25 protein-coding genes are annotated in these 23,184 nt (G+C 27.0%); 14 read left to right on the plus strand and 11 right to left on the minus strand.

All coding sequences use genetic code 11. The features are described from left to right. Positions 1-560: 560 nt before the first annotated feature. Genes ACOI1D_RS05680 through ACOI1D_RS05690 form a run of 3 tightly spaced genes read right to left on the minus strand, consistent with a single transcriptional unit; the run spans position 561 to position 1,582 of the window. Positions 561-1,028, minus strand: a complete 468-nt coding sequence (locus ACOI1D_RS05680; protein WP_422499935.1) for a DUF5348 domain-containing protein — start codon at positions 1,026-1,028, stop codon at positions 561-563. Then, on the minus strand, positions 1,021-1,341 hold the full coding sequence (locus ACOI1D_RS05685; protein ID WP_422499937.1) for a hypothetical protein: 321 nt from the start codon (positions 1,339-1,341) through the stop codon (positions 1,021-1,023). The genes ACOI1D_RS05680 and ACOI1D_RS05685 overlap by 8 nt, the downstream gene beginning before the upstream one ends. After that, positions 1,301-1,582 (minus strand): AbrB family transcriptional regulator, encoded by a 282-nt coding sequence (locus ACOI1D_RS05690; protein ID WP_422499939.1) that lies wholly within the window; start codon positions 1,580-1,582, stop codon positions 1,301-1,303. Before ACOI1D_RS05690 ends, ACOI1D_RS05685 begins: the two co-directional genes overlap by 41 nt. Positions 1,583-1,828: 246 nt before the next feature. Between ACOI1D_RS05690 and ACOI1D_RS05695 the strand changes: the two genes are divergently transcribed. From ACOI1D_RS05695 to ACOI1D_RS05755, 13 genes are all read left to right on the plus strand, one after another. Further along, the gene (locus tag ACOI1D_RS05695; protein WP_422499941.1) at positions 1,829-2,725 is read left to right on the plus strand and encodes a tyrosine-type recombinase/integrase; all 897 of its coding nucleotides are present in this window, start codon (positions 1,829-1,831) and stop codon (positions 2,723-2,725) included. Between the two features lie 909 nt (positions 2,726-3,634). Next, on the plus strand, positions 3,635-4,276 hold the full coding sequence (locus tag ACOI1D_RS05700) for a M50 family metallopeptidase (RefSeq protein ID WP_422499943.1): 642 nt from the start codon (positions 3,635-3,637) through the stop codon (positions 4,274-4,276). 62 nt (positions 4,277-4,338) lie between these two features. After that, positions 4,339-5,097 (plus strand): hypothetical protein, encoded by a 759-nt coding sequence (locus tag ACOI1D_RS05705; protein WP_422499945.1) that lies wholly within the window; start codon positions 4,339-4,341, stop codon positions 5,095-5,097. A 5-nt stretch (positions 5,098-5,102) separates the two neighbouring features. Next, a complete protein-coding gene (locus ACOI1D_RS05710) occupies positions 5,103-5,957 on the plus strand; it encodes a tyrosine-type recombinase/integrase (protein ID WP_422499947.1) in 855 nt (284 codons plus the stop codon). 154 nt (positions 5,958-6,111) lie between these two features. Further along, positions 6,112-6,348 (plus strand): hypothetical protein, encoded by a 237-nt coding sequence (locus ACOI1D_RS05715; protein WP_422499948.1) that lies wholly within the window; start codon positions 6,112-6,114, stop codon positions 6,346-6,348. 12 nt (positions 6,349-6,360) lie between these two features. Further along, entirely contained in the window at positions 6,361-7,011 is a 651-nt protein-coding gene (locus ACOI1D_RS05720; RefSeq protein WP_422499949.1) for a hypothetical protein, read from the plus strand. A 14-nt stretch (positions 7,012-7,025) separates the two neighbouring features. Then, positions 7,026-7,295 (plus strand): hypothetical protein, encoded by a 270-nt coding sequence (locus ACOI1D_RS05725; protein WP_422499950.1) that lies wholly within the window; start codon positions 7,026-7,028, stop codon positions 7,293-7,295. Positions 7,296-7,326: 31 nt separating this feature from the next. After that, positions 7,327-7,578, plus strand: a complete 252-nt coding sequence (locus ACOI1D_RS05730; protein ID WP_422499951.1) for a hypothetical protein — start codon at positions 7,327-7,329, stop codon at positions 7,576-7,578. A 71-nt stretch (positions 7,579-7,649) separates the two neighbouring features. Continuing rightward, positions 7,650-8,198: a hypothetical protein gene (locus ACOI1D_RS05735; protein WP_422499952.1), complete on the plus strand. Its 549-nt coding sequence runs from the start codon at positions 7,650-7,652 to the stop codon at positions 8,196-8,198. A 32-nt stretch (positions 8,199-8,230) separates the two neighbouring features. Continuing rightward, positions 8,231-8,557, plus strand: coding sequence for a hypothetical protein (locus tag ACOI1D_RS05740; RefSeq protein WP_422499953.1), 327 nt, complete (start codon positions 8,231-8,233; stop codon positions 8,555-8,557). A 384-nt stretch (positions 8,558-8,941) separates the two neighbouring features. Continuing rightward, on the plus strand, positions 8,942-9,808 hold the full coding sequence (locus ACOI1D_RS05745; RefSeq protein ID WP_422499954.1) for a replication initiator protein A: 867 nt from the start codon (positions 8,942-8,944) through the stop codon (positions 9,806-9,808). A gap of 46 nt (positions 9,809-9,854) precedes the next feature. Next, on the plus strand, positions 9,855-10,103 hold the full coding sequence (locus tag ACOI1D_RS05750) for a hypothetical protein (RefSeq protein ID WP_422499956.1): 249 nt from the start codon (positions 9,855-9,857) through the stop codon (positions 10,101-10,103). 56 nt (positions 10,104-10,159) lie between these two features. Next, a complete protein-coding gene (locus tag ACOI1D_RS05755; protein WP_422499957.1) occupies positions 10,160-10,855 on the plus strand; it encodes a hypothetical protein in 696 nt (231 codons plus the stop codon). Between the two features lie 95 nt (positions 10,856-10,950). Here the strand turns inward: ACOI1D_RS05755 and ACOI1D_RS05760 are convergent, their stop codons facing one another. The 8 genes from ACOI1D_RS05760 to ACOI1D_RS05795 form a co-directional block, all read right to left on the minus strand. Next, positions 10,951-11,736: a hypothetical protein gene (locus tag ACOI1D_RS05760; protein WP_422499959.1), complete on the minus strand. Its 786-nt coding sequence runs from the start codon at positions 11,734-11,736 to the stop codon at positions 10,951-10,953. Positions 11,737-11,804: 68 nt separating this feature from the next. Beyond that, positions 11,805-15,656 carry an FtsK/SpoIIIE domain-containing protein gene (locus ACOI1D_RS05765; RefSeq protein WP_422499960.1) on the minus strand — a complete coding sequence of 1,284 codons (3,852 nt, stop codon included), beginning with the start codon at positions 15,654-15,656 and terminating at the stop codon, positions 11,805-11,807. 13 nt (positions 15,657-15,669) lie between these two features. Then, positions 15,670-17,841 (minus strand): Athe_2463 domain-containing protein, encoded by a 2,172-nt coding sequence (locus tag ACOI1D_RS05770; protein ID WP_422499961.1) that lies wholly within the window; start codon positions 17,839-17,841, stop codon positions 15,670-15,672. 72 nt (positions 17,842-17,913) lie between these two features. Further along, complete coding sequence (locus ACOI1D_RS05775) at positions 17,914-18,615, minus strand: hypothetical protein (protein ID WP_422499962.1); 702 nt, start codon at positions 18,613-18,615, stop codon at positions 17,914-17,916. 91 nt (positions 18,616-18,706) lie between these two features. Next, entirely contained in the window at positions 18,707-18,976 is a 270-nt protein-coding gene (locus tag ACOI1D_RS05780) for a MerR family transcriptional regulator (RefSeq protein WP_422499963.1), read from the minus strand. Between the two features lie 174 nt (positions 18,977-19,150). Beyond that, positions 19,151-20,065: a hypothetical protein gene (locus ACOI1D_RS05785; RefSeq protein WP_422499964.1), complete on the minus strand. Its 915-nt coding sequence runs from the start codon at positions 20,063-20,065 to the stop codon at positions 19,151-19,153. Positions 20,066-20,078: 13 nt separating this feature from the next. Continuing rightward, complete coding sequence (locus ACOI1D_RS05790) at positions 20,079-20,639, minus strand: hypothetical protein (RefSeq protein WP_422499965.1); 561 nt, start codon at positions 20,637-20,639, stop codon at positions 20,079-20,081. Positions 20,640-20,771: 132 nt separating this feature from the next. Next, positions 20,772-21,404 (minus strand): metal-dependent hydrolase, encoded by a 633-nt coding sequence (locus ACOI1D_RS05795; RefSeq protein WP_422499966.1) that lies wholly within the window; start codon positions 21,402-21,404, stop codon positions 20,772-20,774. Positions 21,405-22,081: 677 nt separating this feature from the next. On the opposite strand from ACOI1D_RS05795, the gene ACOI1D_RS05800 reads away from it, so the two are divergent. Next, complete coding sequence (locus ACOI1D_RS05800) at positions 22,082-23,182, plus strand: replication initiation protein (protein ID WP_422499967.1); 1,101 nt, start codon at positions 22,082-22,084, stop codon at positions 23,180-23,182. The last annotated feature ends 2 nt before the right edge of the window (positions 23,183-23,184 follow it).

Raw genomic sequence — 23,184 nt, forward strand, 5'->3', positions numbered from 1 at the left:
GCATCTCCCTCTCTCCTATACATTTTCGTTCTTTTTGGTGCTATGATTAACACTATTGAAGAATTAGAAAAAAAAAGCTATAATATAAGTATAAGCAATATAAAATAATAAAGACTCCTGTTGTTCTTATTGTTCCTATTGCTCTTGTTGTTAATTTATTGGATGGATTATGACCATTATACATTGATAAAAGGTCGATATTTTCAATTATGTATGATGTAAAAAAAGTAATGGTGTGGAGAACCATTCTTTTTTTATGTTCATTTTTATGTTTTATTGATGCTACTATTAACACTACTGAAGAATTAGAAAAAAATAAAAGATAGAGATATTATGGTGGAAGATTTTTTAGGTGATATTTTTAATGAAATAATGACGATAGAGGGAGGTAAAAAAATGTTTTTATGGAAAAGTAATATTAGGTAAAAATAAAGTTAAAAGGGAAATAAGAATGAAAAGTATTTATGAAGTTAAAGAAGAAGGAATATAAAAGTCATGTAAAAGGGAGAAAGGAAGAGTTTATTAAACTCAACCTCCTCCCTATTTTAATGTTCATTTCTTTATTTCCTTTGCCTAGCATACTTTCCATCTAAACTAATTTCTTTTCCTAATCCTGTGTGGTAATAATCAGTATGATGTTCTATATTACCATCTATCCAAAAATCTTTTTCTTCCCAATCATCATAAGTTAGTATTTCGATTGGATCACCTGAAGTAAGATATTCTCCACTTTTAAAACAATATCGACCTGAAGTGTTTTTTGCTAAATATCCTTCATTTACTATTTCCTTCATTCTTTGTTTTGCTGAATAAAATACATTTTCTAATTCGACCATAGCCGAACGAATAGTTGATTTACGAAAAACTTCATCTTTGTTATCTCTATCGTATTCCAACAATTCACCACTATCCCCTACTGTATTAGAGAATTTTTTAATCATATAAAGTATTTCCTTTAATTCTTTTTCTGCATCATTTAAGTTAGTATTTCCTTTACTATATGGATAATCATACAACTCATTACTCATTCTCAATTTCACTCCTAACTGTTTTAAATTTTTTATATAAAACTTTTTCTTCTTCATTTTCAACATAGTCTCTCCAACGAATTATAAATCGTTCAACTCTATTGATATGTCCCTTTGATACATTAATTTCTCCTTCATCACACATATCCCATTCATGCAAAACCCTGAAGAGTATATTAGAAATTTTTTTACTTTCCAAGTTATCTATTTCAGGAATAAATTCATCTTTTTCTAAGTTTTTTGCTTCAGATAGACATAATTGAAATTTTTCTCTATGATTCCATTCGTTCTTTATTTTCTTTAATCTCCCCATCCTCACCTTCCACCTCTTTATTTTGTCTTCCTTCATCTTTATATTTTTTTAAGAATTCATTAAACACTTCTTCAGTTACACCTTCAGGTAATTCAACTTTATTTGATTTCCTTAAAATGATCCTTTCTTTATCTATTTCAATTTTTACAATATCATCTTCTTTCCAATCAAATTCATTCATTATTTTCTTTGAAAAAGTAATACCTAAAGAATTACCAATTTTTGTTACTTTACGTTCCATATTTTTTCTCCTTTATTTTTTACTGTATAATAATTATACGGTAAAATAATTTTACATTCAAGCATGTATGAAGATTTATATATTTTTTTTACTCTAATATTGCTTCAATACTCCAATACAATATAATATTTAAATATATTGCTAACGGTCTTTGGGTACGATATAATTAATATAGGTTTAGCAATATAATTTATGTGAACGGTATGCATTTCTAATGCAATATAATTTAAATGGAGGTTGTTTGGGATGAATACTTTAATTAACAAATTCCAGGTCTTTTTAAAAGAAGAAAGAAAAAGTGATTTAACTATCAAAAATTACACTTCTCACATGAATCATTTTTTAAAGTGGTTTGAAGATAGTAAAGGAATTTCCTTTTCAAGATTAAAAAGAGAAAACTTTTTAGAATATCTTTCTTTCCTTAGAAATGTTGAAAAAGTGAGTAGAGGGAAAAATAAAGGATTACCTCTGAATGTGAGAACGATCAATTCTAAAATTTCTTCACTAATCCGTTTCAATGAATTTTTAATTAACGAAGGTGTAGAAAAAGAGTGGTTGATTACTAAAGAAGATTTAATTAAAATTCAATCATCATATTTTTCTTTATCTAAAATAATAGCAAAAGATGTGGAACGGTTTAGACAATTAATATTAGAAGGGTTTAATTCTAAGCGTAATTTCACAATCGTTACAATTATGGCTTATGGAGGATTAAGGATTAGTGAAGTATTAAATTTAAAAATACATGATGTTAGTATTGTTGGTGGCGATATTATTGTTAGGAAAGGGAAAAGAGAAAAGTATAGAACTGTTTTTATGAATGATCGGGTTGCTACTGCTTTAAAAGGTTGGTTTAAAGAACGAAAAGAAAAAGGGATTGATAATGAATATCTCTTTGTTTCCAAAAGAAACAATAAGTTAGATAAGACTGTTATCAATAGAATGTTTAATGAATATAGTATCAAACTAGAAATTGAAATAACCCCTCATGATTTAAGACACTTTTTCTGTACTTATTTGCTTGAAAAAGGTTTTGCAATACATGAAGTTAAAAATATGGCTGGACACGAAAATATCAACACTACAATGATATACGCAAATCCTAGCGTTACTCAAATGAAAGAAAAGATGAAAAATCTATAATAATAAGTGTGTAGAATGAAATTAGCCTTACAGTTACCCACTTATTCCTATATAATTTCGCCTGAGTGCCTTCTAGTAACACAATCCCCTTTAAAAAATGGATAAAATGGCATGTTTTTTAAGGTAAATATAAAAAAAGGAGAAAATGTGGTTAATAAAGAGGAAGTATTATTCTACCTCATTATTCTATATAGAGAGTTAAATATCTGAAGTTGATCAAGTTTTTTGTATTTCGCAACTGAAATTTGAGCCATATCGCAAATGATCTTGAGCCACCTAAAATTAGATGTATTCACAAACTTGGAGAATATATTTCGTTACTGCGTAGGATTGACATGGAGCCTCTACGGGCATGACTTCTTTGCGAAAGCGTGCGGAGGGAAAGGATTTCGCACCCCCATCAGGGTATCATGCCCGCCTCTCCATATAAATCCAATTTAGATTTGCGGAAAATAAAATTCACAAACTTATAGTGGCTCAGTCTTAAGTTGTCATGTGGCTCACTTTTCAATTACCATATACAGTTTTTAACATCTGTTTAATTCCAGTAGTCATACTTTAAACTAATCACATTTTTAAAGTATACATAAATACAGTTAGTGGTATCACACCTATTATTTTTTCTGAATATCTCCCAACAGATGTTCAGTTTTAAGATTATTAAAAGTTAAGCACTTTTTAAATCTCCTTTTTTATAATAGGTGCGATAAAACTATAGATAGCTACGTTTAAAGCTAACCCCTTTAATAGCTATCTTATAGCAATTTTTCCTTACTTTTGGAAGAAACGGTACTCTTATTTATGAGTATCGTTCTTTTTTTTGTTTTTTTTAACCTTTCTTTAAAGAGGAATATGAGTTATAATAAAATAATAGAGAATTTAAAAAGTTAAACGAGAAGGGGTTAATTCATGAATTTTTTGATATATTTGCTTATATCATTAATATTATTAAAGATACCTAGAATTAGACGTTACTTTGAAATTTTAAATACTTTAATACACGAAGTCGGTCATTTTATAGTAGCTTTAATATTCAAATGTAAAGTCGGAAATATAACTATGAATAAAAATGGAAGTGGAAATGCTGTTACTTATACAAATAGTAAATTCAAAAAAATATTAGTTAGCCTTTCAGGATATACCTTTTCTTCACTTACATCTCTATTTTTTATTTTCATCTTATCTTTAGATAAAATCATATGGATAGCAATATCTTTAGCTATCGTCTCTACAATAAGTTTAATATTTTGGGTTAGAAAAAAATTCGGTATTATGTGGATTATTAGCTTTCTAGGATTATTATTAATTAGTTACGGAATGTTTTCGGAATACATTTTTCAACAATTAATTATTTTTCTCGTAGCAACTCATTTAATGGATTCAATCATTTCTGTTATTTCTTTGTTTAAAATAACAATCATTAATCCTGAAGGATCTGGGGATTCTTATAATCTAAGTAAAGAAACATTTTTCCCTCCTATTGTATGGAGTTTGTTTTTCTTAGTTTTTTCTCTAAGTGTCGTATTAGTGAGTATTCCATATTGGATATAAAAGTATTTCATAACTGCTCATAATGTTGTAGAATATAAAGAGGGATTAGAAAGGAAGATTTTATGGAGTTAATAAATGAAAAAGAAAAGTTAGTTTTTGTTAAAGAAAAGTTAAAGATGAATACTCATATATTTAAAACAGTTGATACCAAAAACGAAATTGAAGAAAGATTAGATGATGTTGAAAAGGATTTTATCACTAAAACATTAAAATATTACGATAATAAATTCCCTTATGATTTTAAAAAGTATACTGATGAAGAATTATCACATTTATCTATTTTTGCTGATAATGTTAAGAATTATCTATATCTAAAAGGAGATAAAGAAACTAGAAAAAAAGTGGATAACTATATTGATGAACTAAAAGAAAAAAACTTTTATGATATGATTAAAAACTCGGAAGCCTCACTTTTGAATTATAAATATATTAAAGGATTTACCACACAAATACCTTTAGAAGAAAAAAAACTAAAAGCGTTAAGGGAAGAAATAAAGTTTAATACTTTTAATAAAAATCCTGAATTAAAATATTTTAATGAAAAAGGATTAAGATATAATTTAAGAAGTTTTAAGATAAAGGATTACCCTACTGAATTAATCCGATTAATTTTTTCCTATACCTTCGTTCCTTCAACTCATATATTAAAAGATATTTATCATAGAAAATTTTATTGGGAAAGAAAAGTATCTGAGTTAGATACAATAAACACCGATCTTTATTACGTGAATAAAGATGGTTTTATTAAAGAAGAGATTTATAAGGAAATTGAAAAACTTGAAAATGAATATTTAATTAAAAAATATAATTTTGAAGGATGAAAGTAATGAGTGAAAATATATTTAATTACGAGGAATTTTTAAAAAAGGAAGGTTATACATCAAAGACTATTCACGTTTATACGAAAGAAATTTTCTATTTTTTAGACTGGTTAAAAGAAGAATATAAAGATGAAATCAACTTAGAAAAAATCGACTATAAACACGTTAAAGATTATGAAGATTATTTGAATAACGAACGTGAAGTCACTAATATTACATTAAATAAAAAAAGACAGTCTCTCTTTAATTTTTATAAGTGGTTATTAGAGAAAGGAAAAGTAGACGAAAATCATTTTGCCTATTTTAGAGTGATGAAAGTTGAAAATAGAAGAAAAACTCTACAATACCTAAAAATAGTGGAAATTGAAAAAATAAAAGATGTGTTTGAAAGAAAATTGATATGGAAAAAGGAATGGAAAAGGTATAGGGATAAAGCTATGTTTACTGTTATATATGATTTAGCTTTAAAGGTACAAGAAGTAGTTGATTTACAATTAGATGATATTGATAGAACAAATATGATTATACACGTAAAAGGAAATCGAAAAAGGGAAATACCTTTAACAGAAGAAACTTTATCGGTGTTAGGTGATTGGCTTCAATTTAACATAAGAAAAGATTCCTCTTATGTATTCACTTCTCAAAAATCCGATCATATAACTCAAAACACTATTCATATTGTGATAACTAAGTTAAGAGAAGTTTCAGGTGTTAAGGATTTAACTGCAAATTCATTAAGAAACACTAGAATTCTAAATTGGAGAAAAGATGGTTTAGGAACGGATGAAGTTAAAAGAAGAGCTGGTCATAGAAATACAATAACAACTAGATATTATTTTGATAAATACAAAGAAGATTAGAATGGTGTAAAAACCGTTCTTTTTTTTATGCTTCAATTAACACTACTGAAGAATTAGAAATTAAATGCTATAATTATAGTATAGTTAGTTATTTGTTAAATGTTTTAATACATATATAATAACTATAATAAATAATAAATTTGGAGGTGTTCAAATGGATGAAAAAAGTGAGTATAGGTTATTTGTAGAATGGTTAGCTGATAAAAATCAATACGGAAGTGAAATTTTGAAGTATTTTAATTTAGGTTATAGTAAACCAAATCTTGCTATCTTGGAAAAAATATTAAGTGAGGAAGAGTTAGAACGATTAAAGTTTAATTTTAATCAGAATGTGTATGAATGTAATCAAAATGCTTCTGAAAGTCAGCTTAAAAAAATGTTAATTATATAAGGATGTGAGGAAATGGAAGAGAGTGTTTTGGATTACGAGGAGGAAATAACTATTGATGATATGATAGTGACCTTCCGTTATCTAAAAAGTAGTTCAGTTTTTATAATAAGTAATTATACAATACAAAATAAAATCAAGAAACTTGAAGAAATACAAAAAGAAGAAGATGAACTTTATAAAATCTATAAGAAGAGTTTGTCAAAATTAAACAATGACGAATTTAAAAAAAGACTAAAAGAAGATTTAAACGGAGAAATACAAAAACATAAAATAGAAAAAGAAAAGCATATTCAATATATAAAAGAATTATCTCAACTACTCAATATTAATGTTTTTGAAGTAACTAAATTAGATAACGAATTAATTTTAGAGATCCTTTTAAATAAACAAAGAAATTTATTAATTTATTCACATGCAAGCGAAAAAAAATACGCTTTAGGTTTTTTAGGAATTTTGGAAGAGAAAATAAAAAAAAGAAATGAAGATGTTACTTTATATAAAAATAATGGAAGTATTAATACTACAATGGGTTTCTTAAACAAAGTTAAAGAGACTAATTCAAATCAAAAACGTTTCGTAGGCTATATGGATGAACTTTTTAATTACAATTTTTTAAGAGAAAATGATGTAAATGTAGTTATTGAAATCAAAAAAAATAAGTGAAAAGAGGAATACGGATGAGAAAATTAGAAGTTATAACGGAAGAATTATTAAAATGTTTGAAAGAAATTGGTTTTCCAAAATCACGATTTCTTGTTGATACTTTTAAAAAAGATATTGATAAAATAGATGATAGTAAAAAAGAACAAGTGGTAAAAGGGTTTGAATTTTGGTTAGAAGATATAAAAGAAATAGATGATGAATTTAAAAATCAGATTGGAAAAAGATATGTTGCTTCAGATGAAGAGATGGTTATCAATTTAAGTTCTGTAATTAATTACAACTAAAAAAATATAGAATATAAAAGGAGAATGTAAAATGAATGAAAATTTTCTAAGAAAAGTGGAAAGTGATGTTAAACAAAGATATATGTTAAAAGAAGTTAAAAAGTATGATGTAAGGAATGAATTAGAAAATGATGTTTTCAGATTGGTTAAAGAAACAAAAGATAACTTTTATTTTGTTTTCAACGATCACGATGGATACAAGGGAATTCTTAGCGTTTGGTTTAATGAAGAAAATGTAGCTGGATTAAGAAAAGTTATTGGTGTAACAGTCGATAGAAAATGATGAAAAGAGGGGGAGGGTTTGAACGTTTCGTTCTTAATCTCCCCTGTCATTATTAAGAGGAGGAATGAAAAATGAATAAGATAATATTAAGCGTTGTTTTCTTATTAGTATTAGTTGGATGTAAGGATTTTTCCAGTAAAGAAAAAACATTCATAGAAGATAAACTGATAGAGGTTGAAAACAATGTAGAAACTAAAATTACTGAAGATGATGGGTTTGAAAGAAAAATTATTAGATTATATAAGAGTGGAATGGATTTGAATAAAATTGTCGATAAAACAAATTCAAATGAAAAAATAATAGTTTGTTTTTTAACAGACAAATGTGATAAAACGAACTCGTGGTTAGTGGAAAAGGTTATTGAATTTGAAGTGAATGAGGAAATCGAAAAATTAAATGTAGAAAGTGTTTCAAATGAAAGACTTAACGATATTAATATTAAAGTCACTAGAAAAATCAAAAGAAATATAAAGCATTTTTCTCAGGTTAATTTATTTCCACACCTAGAAAGTGATTATTTAGATCTAATGAAAAAAGAAGATTTTAAGCAAGATGTAATAACAGAATTACATAAAAAATATAAGATTAGAACTTATTTATTAAACAATATGTTAGAGTAAATAGAAAAAATATCACATAGGGGTTGTTGGTTATGAAAAATAAAATTGATGTTCAAGAATATATAGAACTATGTGAGATTGTAACGAAAATAGCTGAAAGAAACGGTGGTATAGCTAAAGAAAATGGTAATAAAATAATTAAAGAAAATGAATTTAATAACGTGTTTAGAGCTAGAAATTCACTATCTATGATAAAACAATGGGAAAGAAAAAAATTCATTTATAATGGAACAATTTTAACAGATCCTTACGAACATGAATTAAGAAATGACTATATATTTTTTATTAAATATTTTCTACATGAATTCAAAAAAATCATAGTTAGTTTTTATTGGAATACTATACTTATAAAAAAATAGTTAGAATCAGGTATTTATCCTGGTTCTTTTTTTTATGAAAATTTCGTTCAATTTCGTGTTATTTCTACAAAACCCCTCTCAGAACAAATAAAATATGATATAATCCAATTAAATATTTTTTAAAAAAATGAAAAACACCTACCGAAATAACGGTAGGCATTAATAATCTTTCATCCTTTATCCTTTGCGAAAAAGTTTGGCGACTAGAAACAAAGAATATAGGAAGAAGAAGATTTAACTGTTATAAGTATACTACCATATTTTAATCTGAAAATAAAACATAATTGGTATTTATACATAAACCTTCTTTTTCCTTATATTCCTAGAAGTCATTTTTAAAAAAATGATAAGTTAGTGAATTTAAGAAATAGGAGGTTTTTCATTATGGAACAATCAGATTATTATAATATATACGAAGAATTTGGAATGAAACACTTCCAATTACCAAAAGTATTTTTTACGAATGAAAAATACATGAAAATGAGTAATGATACGAAAATAGCTTGGTCGATCTTGAAGGATAGATTTTCATTATCTGTTAAAAATGGATGGTATGACGAATCAGGAAATATTTTTTTCATTTTTACAAATGATGATTTGAAGAAAATTTTAAATGTAGGGAATACAAAGTTATCTAATATCAAAAAGGAATTGGAAAAAAACGGTTTATTGGAACAAAAAAGATTAGGACAAGGAAAGCCAAATAAAATGTATATTAAAAAACCTATTATTTCAGAAAGTGATATTTATAAAATAAAAAAAGAAGAAGAAACAGAAACTCCTTGCGAGAGTAATGAAGTCCCAAAACGATATTTCAAGAAATACCAAAATGAGACTTCAAGAAATACCAAAAACAGACAACTAGAAATCCCAAAACGAGACAGTAATGATACTGATATTAATGATACTGATATTAACCTAAACCTAAATCAAATGAGTAAATATATTTGGAATATGAAAATACCAATGCCATTGAAAAAATTCTTTTCAGAAAAGGTAAAGGTATTGGTAGGTGATAATACATTTGATATATACGAAATAGAATATTTTTACAACACATATAATGACTACATACAACCTAATTGCACTAGAGAAGATGAAATGTATTTAAATGACATAGAATTCACTAAAACCATGAAAAAAATGTTTTTAGAGGTGAACAGACCAATTCAAAATATGGAAGGTCTTATTAAAACTTGGGTACAAGCTCGAATACACTACAAAATGGAAAATAACTCAGGGGTAGGGTAAACCATTAAAAAATGAAGTAGGGAACATAATACGGTAATAACAAAACTTGATTGGAAATGATTTAATGCAAACGTATAAATATCCGAAATACTTCAAAAAGAAAAAATTTAATTTATTAAGTGTAGGATTATACTTAATAATGATTAAACAAAGAAGTGAAACATACGATTTAAATAACTTAAAAGAAGGTAATCTGATGAATGATTTTCAATTAGCAAATTCTATTGATACTCTTATTAAAAATGGGATTATTGAAAAGGAAAACAATAAAATTAAAATCAAAAAAAGAATGTAACCTAAACACTATTTAACCATAATCAAAAGCGATAATTTGTATTGAGGTGAAAAGATATGATACCAATCAAAAACAAGCTGAGACAAGCTGAAATCAATTCCTATGAGGTGATATTAGAGGGTAGTCCATTCACTCTTAGCGACTTCTATTATGAAGAAAATAATCCGTTTTTTGTTGTACTGGATAAAGGATTACAACATTATATGTTGTTTGGTTTTAATGAAGAAATATTAAGATTTGAAATTCCTAGATTATCTAAACAATATGAGTTGATCGTGGAATTAGAAAAAGAAAAAGATTATAAAAAAATATTTGGAGTTTGGGTAGAAAAGAGAGTTTTACTAAAACGATTTTTAGAATACTTTAATTTGATTAATGACGAAGAAAAATTTGATATTTTTATTGATGTTTATAATAGGTCTGAATATGGTTTTAATGAATATATTAATGAATCTTTTATTAAAAATATAGTTAAGTATCGTTCTCCTGAATCAATATATACTCCTCATTTTACAGATAAAAAAATAAAAGTTTATCGTGGTGTAGGAAGACTTTCTACAAGTCCATTTAAGGCTTACTCATGGACTTTAGATAAAGAGACAGCTCAATGGTTTAGTACACGTTTTAAAGATGTAGGAGAAGTATATGAAGCGTATATAGAAACTAAAAATATAGTTGCTTATATTGAAAAGAGGAATGAAAAAGAAGTAGTTGTTTTACCTTCTAAATTAAAGGAAATAAATCAGATTTGATAGAAAAAAATAACTACCCTTTTTAAGAGTAGTTAATTCCAGTTACTAAAATCATAATAAAAACTAATGTAAATAAAACATACAATATTCCATTATTACTTTTCCAAAAATCCTTGATATATTCTGCGTTTCGCACAAATAGTTGTTTCATCATTATCGTTCCTTTCATAGTTTTCTCTTAAATATTTTATAATTTTTTCTTTCCAATAATTCGCTTTTTGTCTAGTTAAGTATGGGTATTTAGTTTGGTTATAGCTTAATCTCCATTTTCTCTTTGAAAATAAAGCTGAAAAATCTTCTGAAAAGACTTCATCAGGTCGTAATCCCCAATCCATATACTGATTATTCTCGATCACCTTTAACTTTTTTTCTTCTAATTCTGTTTCAACTTTAATTCGTTCTTTTTTATATTTATTTATAACTTTATTATTTAATAATTCACTTTGAAGAATGTGTCCTACTTCGTGTAAAAGAGTTTTATTATAATTAGATTTTAAAAGTCTTTCTTTATTATTCTCATCTTTATATATCCACCTTTTATAATCATCTCGAAAAATGAATACAATACCATTTTTAACTTCCCCTAACCTAGTTTCTTTTTTTCCTTCATTATCTGTTTTAATATACTTTTTATTAACTAATACAATAGGTATAGGTTCATCAAAAACAACATCAATTTCGCTATTAAGGTATTCCAAACTTTCTACAATAACATCTTTAGGGAAATTGTTTTCATTCTCTACACTTTCATCTTTTTCCTTAATCTCATACACCTCAAAATTATCCACATACCAACTATCAACTAACTCATATTCCGTTCCTAAAAAACTTCCATTTGTATGTAAAAAAGCAATTAACACCAACCATGTTAAACTATTCATTTTTATCAACTCCTTATAAATAAGAAAGGAAGATCGAGAACGAATATCGTTCACAACCTCCCTCCTATTTATTTCAATTTTCCTTTACTATTAATGTTACCTAGATTCTTTATAGGTGGTATTCCTCTCTTACTAGAAAGATTTTTATACTTATTACCACTTTCCCTATTACTCTCACTTACCGTATCAAATGGAGATTTATTCTTCTTTGTTACGTTCCTTTCTTCAGTAACTTCTTCTCCATTTTCTACCCTAATCTTTCCACCCTTCATGTTGACTTTATTATCCTTTGGTTGTAGGAAAGATTTTTCTCCTTTTATATCGTACTCTTTTCCTAAGACACTATCATCAGAAGGAATTTGTCTTTGTTTTCTACTTGAAGCAATTTTTTTAAATTCATCTCTCCCTTTAGGGATGTTCTCAGTTAGATTTAAAAAAGTAGCTTCCCCCAACACATAATCCTTATATATATTTTCTTTCCACTCAGCCTCAACCATTTCTTCAAATTCATCATCATCTAAAAATGGTGTTCTTATTACTGATTCAGATTCTAATCCTAATCCAATAAATAGTCCAGCATAGTTTTGTGGAGGTATATCTGTAAATGCTCTTGTGTCTTCATAAATCATTTTTGAACCACTTGCATCCAAACGACTGGATAATTTTAGTTGTAAATTATTTTTCGCTTCACCACTACCTAGTGATTTGATACTAGGTTTTTGAGTGATAAGAATTAAATGAATCCCTACTGCTCTACATTGAGATAATAATAAATCTATATTTTTAATCGTGTTGTTTTTTATATCATCATCAGGATTTGTAGTTGCTCTTGCAAATTCATCAACGATAAAGACTATTCTTGGTAATGGCTTTTCACCATTTTTTAAAACCTTCTTTTTATATCCTTTATAATTTTTAGCCTTCATAGTTTTCCAAATTTCCATACGTCTGTCCATTTCTTTTTTCATTAAATCAGTCAAATCAGAGAAGTCATCTACATTATCAACAACTGTATATAATTTATCTTCATACATTGTTAATTCTAGCCCACCTTTTAAATCTGCAAATATCATCATAAAATCTTCACCTTTTCGTTGAATCTGATTTATAATATTATTGGTTAATACAGATTTACCACTTTTTGAAATCCCTACGATTAATGCGTTAGGTTGATCATCTATATCCCATTTAACCCATCCCTTTACATCTTTACCTATATACACATACGGTTCATCATCATTATAAGGTATTTCATCAAATGCAATTAAAGAAGGTAATTGACCAGTTGTTAATTCGATTCCAGTAGCACCTTCTTCACTATTATAATCTGAGTGTATTTTATAAACACTTTTCTTAATAGTAGCTTTGATATTATCTCTCTTTTTTTCGTAATCACTAGCAGTGATACCATCAATTTTCATCACATGAATCTCCGTTCCATCATTTTGAATAACAGTAGGAGTTTTATATTTAGATGAATACTTAGAAAACTCATTACTAACAAAATCCTTCCACCTAGAATCTAATGGATTTGTATTTTTTTTATTACTTACAGATTTATCAACACTACCAACACTTCTATCATCACCTAATATATAATCTTTAAAGGGATTTTCTTTCCAGTTTGTTTCAACATATTCAATAAAATCAAATTTATCAACAAATGGTGTCCTAACAACGCTATCGTCAGGCGAGTTTTGACTACTTTTTATAATAAACATTCCTCCATAATCATTATCAGGTAAACGTGTAAAAGCAAAATCATTATCTAAAGCAACACCTGAAGAACTCCCATCTTTCAACTTTCCAACCAAACGAAAACCTAAGTTATTTCTAAAATCTGTACTACCTAATGATTCAGCAGACGGTCTTTGTGTAGCTATAATAATATGAACGTTTACAGTACGACCTTGTGATCCAATACGTTTTAATTTTTCCATAGAACGTTCCATTAATCTATCTTTCGTACCAGTAATATCAGCAAATTCATCAATTATTAAAAATGTATGAGTGAATTCTTCTCTACTACTATTTTCACGTTGTTTTTGACGATAATCAACTTCACTTTCAATGCGTTCAATTAAATTTACTGCATCTTCCCTTTCAGTTGCTACCTCATAACCCTTTTTTCTAAAAAAAGCAAATTCTTCTTTTTTAAAATCAACAAAATATAAATTATGTCCTCTATCATTAAATTGTTCTACGACATTCATTAAAGCAACCGTTTTACCACTTCCAGTAGTACCACTAAAAATACCATGAGGTACTTTTTTAAAATTCCAATAAACCTTTCCTTTTGCATCTAATCCAACCACAACATTTTCTTCATATAAAGGATCTAAAGGATCTATTTTTACATAGTCATAATCAAACACTTTTGGTGGTTGTTTATTAATCAACTCTATACCAACCGTTCCAGTTCCTTTATAATCCTTTAATGGTTGATATACCTGTTTTTTAGTGAATGATTCTATTAATTGAATATTATCTTTTATTTTTTGAAAAGGTAATATCGGAATATCAAAAATATGAATTTCTGTTTCATTTTGATTTTGATATTTAGGTAATACAATTTTGTCATGTTGCGATTTTGGAATAAGATATTGTAATAACTCTTCCCATTTATCATTTAAAGGATTGTTTTTGCTAATTTCATTCTTACTTTCATCCAACGGTTCTTCTGTTGTATTCATTATCGGTATATCAACACTTAAATCAGGAACAGATTTACCTTCATGGTTAGCTATTTCTTTAACACTCTCTTTATAATTGGGTTTAAATGGTACAAATTCTACCATAGTATCAAAAATTTTAAATAAATTAACATAAGGCTCTAACAAATCATACTCTCTATCTTCATACATTTGTTTTGTTATTTTTTTGTTAAAGAAAAATGAAGTTAAGTAAGTTATAAAAACATACATTCCTAAACCAAAAATTAAATCACTTAATACTCCTGAACGGAATAAAAAAATGAAGAAAAATTGGATAAAAATAAAAGTGATTAATTGATAACCAACAGGAATACCTTTACTTATAAATAAAAACCTTCTAATAACATCCCTTTTTCTAAAGAAAAAAGGTTTAGGAGAAACAGAAATATTTTCTACTTTATTAATAACAGATTGAATAAACTTATTATTTTTTCTCATTCCATGTTTTTTGTTTTTCATTTTCTCTCTTATGTTATCCGATTTATTTGTATCACCTTTACTCATAGACTTTTCTAAATCATTTTCTAAAGAATCATATTCTTCTTGTAAAATATTATTTTCTTCTTCATATCTTTTCTTCTTAATAACCATTTTACGATAAACATCTAAAAATTTATTACCATGAATGTATTCATGGATTTGTTTTTCAGCTCTTCCAGTATCAAAACCAAACATTTTTCTTTTTACTTCATCACGATAAGGCTTAGATTTTTCCCATCCTTCACCACTTTTTTCTTTCCATTCCTTTCCTTTAGTTTTAGAAGTTTTCGCTATACCTTTGTAATCAACACCTTTTATGTTCTCAGTTGTTTTTTGGATAAATGTTTTATTATCTGTTTTCATAGTTTCAACATCTTCAACATCTTCTTTTAATAAATCAAAATTACTTTCTAAAGGAACAGATTCATCTACAGTATTTTCTTCTTCATTTTCTTGTAAATCAATTAATTCATTTTCTAATTTCATTTTTTCTTTTAATAATATGTTGAATTCTTTTCCACCTTCAGAAACATTTAATTTTTTATCTATATTTTTTATTTTATCTTTTAAAAATTCCAATCCCAACACCCCTTTTTTATCTATAACTTTTTTACTTATACTATAATTATAGCTTTTTTTTTGAAATTCTTCAGTAGTGTTAATAAGACCATCAATGAAATAGAGAAAAGGAACGGATTTTCTTTCTTCCGTTCCACATGTTCCCAACTATGATTGGTAATTAAAAATCCCAATCATCATCAAAATCTTTATCTACATCTATATCTTCCGTACCCACATCATCATAGATATTACCATCTATCTTGAATTTTTCAGGTATGGAATAACAAACTTTATTTTTATTAAGTTCACTATCTATATTTTTTCCATTTAGAAAAGCTGATAAGGATAATCCATATAGACCATTTTTGTTTTTAACATTTGTATAGAAACTGTTTAATGCATTTCCTACTTCATAGTCACTACCTAAGTTACCTTGATCCGTTTCTTGCTTACCTCCTTCATTAACACTCTCAATAGGTATTATAAAACTAAATTCCTTTTCATAACGGTTTACTTCCCTATAAGTCCCGAAAGTAGTTTTTCTTACTTTACTCTCACTAGAAGTGATATAGTCACCATTATTTGTTCTTTCCTTATCTACCCTTGCCTTCACCTTACTATTACCTTCAAAGTCTTCTACGACACCTTCAGAGACTTTTACACCTTCAGTTTTTAAGGATTCAATTAATTCTTTCATAAATTTTTTCTTTCTTTTGTTTATATCTGATTCTCCACTAAAACTCATTATCTTCAAATCAACTTTCATAGTTCCATATAACTCTAAGGATCTTCCTGCCCTTAAAAGCCTCTTTACTTCATCCTTAGATACATTTAATTCGCTTAATGATTCAATCATATCCCTACTTACACCATATTTTTTTAACTGACTATTAGGTATATTAATTAAAGATACGTTCCATTTATCTTCTAATATATTAGTTCCAGTAGCTTTAGGAACGTTATTGTGGCTATCGCTTGTATGGTTTCCATACCTAGTCCAACCACCTAATAAATATTGTTTACTTTTATTAAAATCAACTTTAGCTGAATGCAGTAAACTTATAGAATGATATGTATAACCTTTATATATACAATTACCTTCACTATCCCAACTCGTACATGTTTTAATTGCATATCTTTCACTTTCACCTGAACCACTAACGTTGCAAAAATTATTACTTGGTGTATAAACACTCTTGGAAATTTGATTATCATCATATGTTATTTCTTTAAAATCATTATCCTTATTTGGATTAAACATAGCTGAAACTGTTATTTTAGTATTAGGAGATATTAATTCTTTAACTTTAAATTTAGCTAAATATCTTCTTTTAGTTTCTTTATATTCCCATTCATCACCAAAACTTTCAGTTTCTATAATACTTATATCATTACCAATTTTAATTTTTAATCTAGTTGGTAAAGGTACATTTGTATTGATTTCAGATTTACTCGTATTCTTTACTTCCATATACACTTCATAATTTCCATCAACAACTTCAATAACATCTAGTTTTTTTGCAGTTAAATTATTACCTACATTTAATAAATAGAGTTTATTAATTGGAAATATATCATATAATATTCCACCAGCAGTATTTGTATAATGCCATGTAGCCATTTGACCTTTACTAAATGTGGTACTAGGAATTGAAATATTATTGATCTTTTTTAATTTATCAAAAGGTATTTGAAGTAATTGATTCTCGTTACCTCTTTCTCTCCAATTAGGGTTATTATAACTATATAATTCCTGATTACGAGCATACACATCATCAAAACTTAAATTCCAATTATCTATCATAGTTTGTGATTGATTTGTAGAAAAAATAACACCTGAAAACATAAATAACATTTTTAGTTTTTGAGAATTATTAAAAACATCACTTAAAGGAACGTAAGAATTATCTAGTATATTTCTGTTTTCATATGGATTCAAAACATAATCCCTAATAATTGGATTTCCCGAAGTTGAATAATCCGCAGGAAAGCTTCTATTTGGAAATGGATTACCAAAAAAATCTAACCCTAGAAATCTATATTCACCACCCACATAATCATTATCACTAACATCATTATGGTCGCCAAAAAAAACTTCACCAGTAGTAAATAACCTAGAAGTGTTTAGTTTTTTATAACTACGTGTCTTTGGATCATATATTTCAGGTATTCCTCTCCCACTAATATATATCCCTTCCCAAATACTATTTTTCAAAAAAACATTATACTCTTCTACTGTCTTTGGTGTTTGAATAACTTTTGTTTCAGCACTAACATTACCTGAAAATGTATTGGTAATGATGAAAAATAAATATAATAAAAAAACAAATATTAAACATTTTCTCTTCACAATAAACACCTATCCCTTCTTTTTTTGGTTTTTATAACCTCCTATTCTATACAACCTTTTGTATAATGAAATTTACCATTCAATCCAATACTTATTAACATCATAGTAAAAAATAACATTATTCGTGGTTAGATTTTCTTTCCCTTCTCTTAATTTTTTAATACTTTTTTCTAATTCTTTTTTACTAATTGGTACGCCAAGTTTAAGTAATGATTTACTTGCCATTTCAAAAGATTCATCACTCCAATCACCTATAGCGAATATGTTTTCATTACCATTAAAAACATGATAAACCTTATCATCCTTAACAACAGAAAAGCCTTTTTCAGTATCATTTATTAGTTTATAGTCCTTATATACATCCTTAACTTTTGTCATACTTTTGTTTTCTGTCTCTTGTTCTACTTTAGAAGGTTGGGTTGGTGTGAAATCAGCCACACTTTCTACACTATTCCTAAAGACCTTTTCTCTGTTATTTTCTTTTACTAATTCAATATTTTCCTTGTCATCTACTGTAACCACAAAAGAATCATTTTCAATTATCTTCTCACCAGTTTTTTCGTCTATTTTAATACTAGTACCTTTACTACCTTTTATTTTACTTACACCGTTGATGTTTTCTAACTCTTTTTCTTCTTTTTCACTTTTCTCATTAATATTTTTTTCTTGATTAACACTCTTTAATGCATTAGAAAATCTTTCTTTGTAATCTCCTCTCACTTTTTCATCATAAGTGTAAGTGTATTTTTTTGTGTCCTGATTTTTATTATTCATTTCTTTAGTATTATGATTACTACCATTCAGAGAGTAAAACACGATTAATACTAATGAAATTAAAACGAACACAATTAATATTACTTTTTTTCTATTCACTTTTAACACCTCTTTCTTCTTGAATTTTTGAATCTATTTTTTGGTAATACCTCATAGCAAGGAAAAATTCTTCAACTACTTTAGGATCAACTTTCTTTAATTCTCTCAAACTATACCTTCTGTGTGAGCTTCTACCACTACCTAATCTAATTGGTATTATCTTTCCATCTTTCTCCCATTTTTTTATCGTATTGTTATGGGTTTGGTATATCAAAGCTACTTGACTAATAGTAAAATATGTTTCTCCAAATAAATCCTTCATTTCCTCTCCCCCTTTTTCATTACTGTACTTATAGATACTTTTTATTTTTTGAGTGTTTTAATATAGTGGTAACTTTTTTATAATAAATGTTCAAAACTTGATCTAATATTTATAACAGATAATAAAAAAAGAATGTAATCTATATAAAGATCACATTCCTTATATTTATTCTTTTTACCACTTAACCCAAATTTTATTTGTTGAATAGGAAATTTGTACACCTGATTGGTTAATAACGTTATAGTTATTTTCTTCAGTTATAAATTTTCCTAAATAACTATTGATTTGATTGTAAGATAATGGAATTCCTAAATTCGTCATTACTTTACTAGCTACACTAAATGTAGAACCAGTTAAATCAGCTAAAGTAAAAGTCCCATTTGAATAAGCATGAACAACTCTTCCATTTTTCTTCGCAAAAAATGAATTAATATCACCTTCAACCACATAACCATTACTTTCATAAACATTCTTAATGTTATCAAAAGAAGGATTAGTCGGTTCAGGTTTCGGTTCAGGCTCAGGCTCAGGCTCAGGTTCAGGAGCTGGTTCTACTACTACTGGTTCTTCCTCAACTACTGGCTCTTCTTTTTCCTCTTTTTTAGGTTCAGGTTTAGTTTCTTCTTTTACTATTTCTTTTTTCTCTTCCTTTTTGACTGGTGCTTTGATGATAACTTTCTCAGGTTCTTTACTTACTGGTTGTTTTTCCTTAGATGGTTCTTTTTTATAAGTATCTTTACTATCGGTATTTTCCACCTTTACAACAACTTTATCTTCTTTTTCAACAGGGATTGTTTTTTCCTCTATATCCTTTTTTACTACCTTTTTATTATTTTTTTTCTCAATCTCTTTCTCAATCTCTTTATTTTCTTCTACTTTTTTTATTACCTTTTCTTTTTCCTTTTCATCTTTAACTACTATTTCATTTTTATTAAAATCACTATCATTTTTAACATTATCTTCACCATTAAAAACAAGTGGTAAAGAGATTAAACTCACTAACAAAACTAGTCCGATTGTAGCTATCCAAATTTTACTTTTACTTCCTAAACTCTTTACAATATTGAAAAACTCTTTTAATTTATTCATTTTAATATCCCCTTTACCAATTAATAAAAACTTTATTTTCTTTAACTGAATAATTAACTCCCTTATCACTAAAATCTTTACCTTCTTTTTTAACCTGATTTAAATCGTTTAATATTGATTCTTTAGAAAGAGATCCATCTAACTTCACTAAAAACTCACTAGCCTTTTTAAACGATTCAGTATCAATAGCTATAGCAAAATTTTTATCTTTATAAACGGAAACAAAATTCCCATTTTTCGTTACTACAAGACTTCCAATATCATTTTTTGTTACCTGATATTCATTTCCGTAAACTTTTTTCACCATATCTAAAGTAGATAATTCTTTAACTTCCTCTTTAACTTCATTTTCTTTAACTTCTTCTTTTTTTTCTTTAGTTTTTACGACTTCTTCAGTTTTTTTAACTTCCTTTTTGTCATTTTCAACTTTTTCATCTTCCATAGCTTCAGGTTGTTTTTCTACTACTAATTCTTTCTCTTCATTTTTTTCCACTTCAACTTTTTCATTACATCCAATTAAACCTACCATTAATAACAATCCAAACATTAATAACAATACTTTACTTTTCTTCATTTTTACCTAACTCCTTCTATTTTTTTATGTTCTATATTATTTTTACTTTTAAAAAATAAAACTTTTTTCTATACCTATATTATAGCGTTCTTTTTTAATTTTTTAAATAGCGTTAATCGTACCATCTAGTTTCTATATCTCCATTTTAAGAAAAGGTTGAAATAACTTTACTCCTCTTTTGTTAAAAATTTTAAAATCACATATTAAGTGGCTAATATACCCTAATACCAATACTAAAAACAATCCTTCAATTTGATTAAAATCTAAACTTAGAAGATAAGCAATATATCCAAAATATGCTAATCCAATTAAACTATGAGTGTATGATCTGTGAGGCAAGAATGAAGCTACCCCTATATAAACACCCATCAACCAAATCCAAGTCGTTCCTAAAAGTAATCCACCAATCACAACTCCTATTGAAGTCATCAATAACATACGTTTTTGAGTGATAAATTTAGAAGCTAGTATCATTATTCCTAACCCTATTCCAATTCCTAACCATTTCTCATATCCCACTCTTTCCAAGAAACTATATACAGTCATTAAAAATCCTATTAGAATCGCTAAACTTTTAATTAGTTTATGAGATATAGTTAGTTTTCCACTTAACATACCGTTTGTATCTAAATCAGGAATCAACCCTGCAATTCCCCCTATACTCACTAATGTTACCATTTCAACGCTTACTGGCTCAATTCCTACACTTATTCCAACTAATCCTCCAACTATTCCACCTACGGTTGCGTGTGCTACTCCATTCATTTCTAAATCATCCCCTTTTTATGTTATCTAACGTTTTTAATTATTTTGTTTTACCAATTAATACAATTATACCATATTTAATACTATTTGTCAATGTAAATACCTAAATATTAGGTTTTTTATTTTAATATAGATACATTTCTATTTTAAACCGTACATTTTGGGTTTAAAAACCGTTATTGGGTGAATAGTCGATTCGTCATTTCGTGTTTCTTTCGCTAAAGCGTACATTTTTGGTTCATTTTCTTTTATAATTTATAATTTTTATCTTTATAAAAACAACCAGTCCTTTTGATTGTTTTTATATCTTGTTTTATATGTTTTAATTGTTTTAATGTTTTAGAAGGTCGAAAAGCGTTGATATATAAGGTTTTATGAAAGGTAAAAAGTACAAAAATGGTGTTAAAGCATACAAAAATGGTGCTAAAAAGTACAAATTTGGTTTGAAAGCGTACATTTTTGGTGTCTTATCCAGTACATTTTTGGTGCTAAAAAGTACAAATTTGGTGTGAAAAGTACAAAAATGGTGTGAAGCCTTACAAACTCGGTCTTTAATTAATAACCTCCAAAGCGTACAAAAAAAATTTTTTGTACTTTTAAATTATCGAAATTAATAGTAGAATTAAATCAGAGTTGAATTGAACACCATTTTTGTACGCTTAAAAGAGGGATAAAAAATGAATAAGGATGAAATAAAGTCTGTAAAAAATAATGTAGTTACTAAATCAAATATATTGATTGAGGCAAATTACAAATTAACAATTATCGAACAAAAAATAATTCTTTTTATTGTAAGTAAAATAAGGAAAGATGATGAGGATTTCGCTAGATACAAATTATCTGTAAAAGATTTTTACGAGTTACTTGGATATAAAGGAACTCCTAAATATTCTGAAATGCGGGAGATAACCAAAAAGTTAATGGGAAAAATTTTAGAAATAAAAGAGGGAGGAAAATTAACACAAGTAAGTTGGTTATCTTTTGTGGAGTATAATAAAACAAGTGGAAGTGTTAGTTTATCATTCGATCCAAACTTAAAACCATACTTATTACAATTAAAGAGAGAATTCACCTCTTACAAATTAAAGAACATAATGGAATTGAAAAATAGTTATTCTATTCGTATTTATGAAATTTTAAAAAAATGGCAAACTGTAAAACAAGTGGAAATACCTCTTGAAAAGTTAAGAAAAATGGTTGGTGTAAACGATAAATATCGTGAATACCATAATTTTAAAAAAAGAGTGTTAATTCCTTCACAAAAAGAAGTTAAAAATAAAACGGACATATCATTTGAATATGAAGAAATAAAACATGGTCGGAAAGTTATCGCTATCCTCTTTCTTATCAATTCAAAATCACAAGATACAAAAAAACTAGATTCACAAAATAATAATCAATCTAAAACAGAAGATGAATCATGGTTAGATTCACTTTTTATCCAGCTTGATATTCTTTTTAAAAAACATAATTATGATTTAAATAAAGATGTAGTTAAACGTTGGGTAGGACAAGCTGATAAAATTTGGGGAAATAACAAATATATAAAAGTAAATGAGTTATCAAACCAAGCGTTTAGAAAAGAAGGGATTCAAAATCATATAGCTTTCATCAGTCACATTTTAAAAGAAAAGGTGAGACTTTTAAAAGAAGGTAAAGATCATAACCAAGCAAGTATAGAAACCTATTCCCCACCTCAACAAATTATTAATGATGAAGTTGTACCTGACTGGTTTAAAGAAAGACAAAAGAAGAGAAAAGAAAAGAACGGATTATAATT

The organism is Virgibacillus sp. DJP39, assembly GCF_049310925.1.
Taxonomy (GTDB): Bacteria; Bacillota; Bacilli; order Bacillales; family Amphibacillaceae; genus Virgibacillus_F.

Bases quoted from the DNA above. Each gene is read 5' to 3' on its own strand.
- ACOI1D_RS05720 (WP_422499949.1), top strand. From the start codon at position 6,361: ATGGAAGAGAGTGTTTTGGATTACGAGGAGGAAATAACTATTGATGAT.
- ACOI1D_RS05760 (WP_422499959.1), bottom strand. From the start codon at position 11,736: ATGAATAGTTTAACATGGTTGGTGTTAATTGCTTTTTTACATACAAAT.
- ACOI1D_RS05705 (WP_422499945.1), top strand. From the start codon at position 4,339: ATGGAGTTAATAAATGAAAAAGAAAAGTTAGTTTTTGTTAAAGAAAAG.
- ACOI1D_RS05800 (WP_422499967.1), top strand. From the start codon at position 22,082: ATGAATAAGGATGAAATAAAGTCTGTAAAAAATAATGTAGTTACTAAA.
- ACOI1D_RS05755 (WP_422499957.1), top strand. From the start codon at position 10,160: ATGATACCAATCAAAAACAAGCTGAGACAAGCTGAAATCAATTCCTAT.
- ACOI1D_RS05690 (WP_422499939.1), bottom strand. From the start codon at position 1,582: ATGGAACGTAAAGTAACAAAAATTGGTAATTCTTTAGGTATTACTTTT.
- ACOI1D_RS05735 (WP_422499952.1), top strand. From the start codon at position 7,650: ATGAATAAGATAATATTAAGCGTTGTTTTCTTATTAGTATTAGTTGGA.
- ACOI1D_RS05775 (WP_422499962.1), bottom strand. From the start codon at position 18,615: ATGAATAATAAAAATCAGGACACAAAAAAATACACTTACACTTATGAT.
- ACOI1D_RS05740 (WP_422499953.1), top strand. From the start codon at position 8,231: ATGAAAAATAAAATTGATGTTCAAGAATATATAGAACTATGTGAGATT.
- ACOI1D_RS05780 (WP_422499963.1), bottom strand. From the start codon at position 18,976: ATGAAGGATTTATTTGGAGAAACATATTTTACTATTAGTCAAGTAGCT.
- ACOI1D_RS05710 (WP_422499947.1), top strand. From the start codon at position 5,103: ATGAGTGAAAATATATTTAATTACGAGGAATTTTTAAAAAAGGAAGGT.
- ACOI1D_RS05715 (WP_422499948.1), top strand. From the start codon at position 6,112: ATGGATGAAAAAAGTGAGTATAGGTTATTTGTAGAATGGTTAGCTGAT.
- ACOI1D_RS05695 (WP_422499941.1), top strand. From the start codon at position 1,829: ATGAATACTTTAATTAACAAATTCCAGGTCTTTTTAAAAGAAGAAAGA.
- ACOI1D_RS05790 (WP_422499965.1), bottom strand. From the start codon at position 20,639: ATGAAGAAAAGTAAAGTATTGTTATTAATGTTTGGATTGTTATTAATG.
- ACOI1D_RS05685 (WP_422499937.1), bottom strand. From the start codon at position 1,341: ATGGGGAGATTAAAGAAAATAAAGAACGAATGGAATCATAGAGAAAAA.
- ACOI1D_RS05700 (WP_422499943.1), top strand. From the start codon at position 3,635: ATGAATTTTTTGATATATTTGCTTATATCATTAATATTATTAAAGATA.
- ACOI1D_RS05795 (WP_422499966.1), bottom strand. From the start codon at position 21,404: ATGAATGGAGTAGCACACGCAACCGTAGGTGGAATAGTTGGAGGATTA.
- ACOI1D_RS05725 (WP_422499950.1), top strand. From the start codon at position 7,026: ATGAGAAAATTAGAAGTTATAACGGAAGAATTATTAAAATGTTTGAAA.
- ACOI1D_RS05745 (WP_422499954.1), top strand. From the start codon at position 8,942: ATGGAACAATCAGATTATTATAATATATACGAAGAATTTGGAATGAAA.
- ACOI1D_RS05680 (WP_422499935.1), bottom strand. From the start codon at position 1,028: ATGAGTAATGAGTTGTATGATTATCCATATAGTAAAGGAAATACTAAC.
- ACOI1D_RS05730 (WP_422499951.1), top strand. From the start codon at position 7,327: ATGAATGAAAATTTTCTAAGAAAAGTGGAAAGTGATGTTAAACAAAGA.
- ACOI1D_RS05785 (WP_422499964.1), bottom strand. From the start codon at position 20,065: ATGAATAAATTAAAAGAGTTTTTCAATATTGTAAAGAGTTTAGGAAGT.